Below are 2,459 nucleotides of genomic sequence, written 5' to 3' on the forward strand. Positions count from 1 at the left end.
CGACTGAAAGATAAGCTGAAAAGCGGTCAACTCCAGAAGAAAACGAAAGCAACAACGCTCGAATGATTCAAAGGGGGTGGGTCAGTTTTACTTTGGCAGGGTGGGTCAGAATTCGATCGGTATTGACAACATATTGTTTTACATTGATAAAACCAGCTATTCCATTAGCTGTAGCCTACCGGAACAGGCGTTGCTGGCAACGGCGGGGTCTGAAGCTTCCGGGACAACGAAATCGGGCGTCAGCCCGGAGAGGGTCCCGTGAGGGAGCCTCTCCTGCTGCAAGCATCATGTGGCTGGATTGCAAGGCTGGTCAGAAGGGTTAACACATGTGAACTGTTGATAAACACCGTTATCGGCAACAGGCCAAAGATGCTGAAAGGCCTGAACCAAAAGGGTATGAGATCGGGTTGCTCCAAGGGCCTCCCGGAGCACATGGACACAGAGATCTCCGGTGAATAGACAGAACCCGTCTTGACCTTTTGTATGTTAAGCGGAACCTGGTAAACCCGTATCGCTGCCTGATGGCAGGTGAACCGTAAGGAACACTGTTGGCGGTGCGGGCAGAGGAGGACGGAAAAAGCGAACGCCTGATGGTAATCATCAGGATACGGAGCAAATTATACTTCGGCGCGAAAGCGGGCAGACTTCCGTCTGGTCTTTAACTGCATGAGATACTGTAAAACTTTCAACAGGATATCAGCGAGATGAATACACACGACAGTGTGTCCACGATACCCCGCCCGGCAGGCTGGCACGCCATTGACTGGCGAGCCTGCCATGCACGGGTGCGAAAGCTACAGCTGAGGATTGCAGAGGCAACCCGGCAGCAACAATGGCGGCGAGTCAGGGAACTGCAGCGCATTCTCACGCGTTCGTTCTCCGGCAAAGCCGTTGCTGTCAAACGTGTGACTGAAAACACCGGGAAAAGGACGCCCGGCGTGGATGGCAAAACATGGAGCACCCCGGATGAAAAATGGAAAGGGATTGTCTGTCTGAGCCCGCGAGACTACAGACCACTGCCGCTCAGGCGCATACACATCCCCAAACCGAACGGCAAAAAGCGCCCGCTGGGCATTCCTGTTATGCGTGACAGGGCCATGCAGGCACTGTGGCTGCTGGCACTGGAGCCTGTAGCAGAAACCACGGCTGACAATAACAGCTATGGTTTCAGACCCATGCGCAGTACGCATGATGCCATCGAGTCCATATTTCACCGGATGAGCCAGAAAGTATCCCCGAAATGGGTACTGGAAGGTGACATAAAAGGATGCTTCGACAATATCAGCCATGACTGGTTGCTGTCCCATATTCCCATGGACAGAAAACTGCTCAGAAAATGGCTGAAAGCCGGATATATGGAAAAGGGCGTCTTCTTTCACACCGAAAGTGGCACTCCGCAGGGAGGCATTATCTCTCCCCTCCTCGCCAATATGGCACTCGATGGGCTGGAGGAAGAGCTGATGCTGACATTCAGGAAGAGTAAGCATTACGGGGCAAAACATCAGGTGAACTATGTGCGCTATGCCGACGACTTCATCTGCTCCGGGATCTCCCGCGAGCTGCTGGAGAATGAGGTCAAGCCCCTGATAGCAGAGTTTATGCAGAAACGGGGGCTCGCGCTGTCTGAGGAAAAAACAGCGATAACGCACATAGAAGAAGGCTTCGACTTTCTTGGTCAGAACGTCAGAAAATACGGCGGCAAGATGCTGATCAAGCCTGCCAAAAAGAATCTGAAAAACTTTCTGAGCAAAGTCAGGAGAATAATTAAAGGCAATCCGACGCTTCCGGCATGGAAACTGATAAACCTGCTCAATCCCGTGATCCGTGGATGGGCGACTTATCATCGGCATGTCGTGGCAAAAGATATCTTTAATTACGTCGATACCCAAATCTGGCGGGCAATATGGCAGTGGTGCAAACGGCGGCATACACGTAAAAGCCGGCGCTGGGTTGCAGAAAAGTATTTCACGTTCGGGGAGAAACGCTGGCTGTTCAGCGCAGCGACCCCGGAGGGTAAAATACTGCACCTCACCCGCGCGATGGATACCCCCATCAAACGCCATATCAAGATCAGGGGCGACGCAACACCTTACTCGCCCGGCATGGAAATCTACTTTGAGCGTCGTCTGGATCTGGTCTGGAGCGGAAAGCTGAAGAAGATGAAAACCGTGGCGGCATTGTGGAAGCGCCAGGGTAAGTGCTGCCCGCGTTGCAGACAACTCATCACCAACCAGACAGGCTGGAATATACACCACCGGGTCAGGAAGGTCATGGGCGGCAGCGACGACATGTCCAATCTTGAACTGCTACATCCCAACTGCCACCGTCAGTTACACAACAGGGAGGCCGGTGCCCACAACGGGCATTTATAAAGGCTTGAGCGGTATGCGGGGAAACCTGCACGTACCGTTCTCAGGGGGCGGCGGCGCAGGAATGTGCTGCTGCTACCCGACATCAGG

2 protein-coding genes are annotated in these 2,459 nt (G+C 53.3%); both read left to right on the forward strand.

The window, feature by feature from the left end:
• The first annotated feature begins 100 nt into the window (after positions 1–100).
• Positions 101–262, forward strand: coding sequence for a hypothetical protein (locus tag H2P46_RS22015; RefSeq protein WP_193406901.1), 162 nt, complete (start codon positions 101–103; stop codon positions 260–262).
• A 442-nt stretch (positions 263–704) separates the two neighbouring features.
• Positions 705–2,372, forward strand: coding sequence for a group II intron reverse transcriptase/maturase (gene ltrA / locus H2P46_RS22020; protein ID WP_193406902.1), 1,668 nt, complete (start codon positions 705–707; stop codon positions 2,370–2,372).
• The last annotated feature ends 87 nt before the right edge of the window (positions 2,373–2,459 follow it).

It is taken from the genome of Mixta mediterraneensis (assembly GCF_014946725.1).
GTDB lineage: Bacteria > Pseudomonadota > Gammaproteobacteria > Enterobacterales > Enterobacteriaceae > Pantoea > Pantoea mediterraneensis.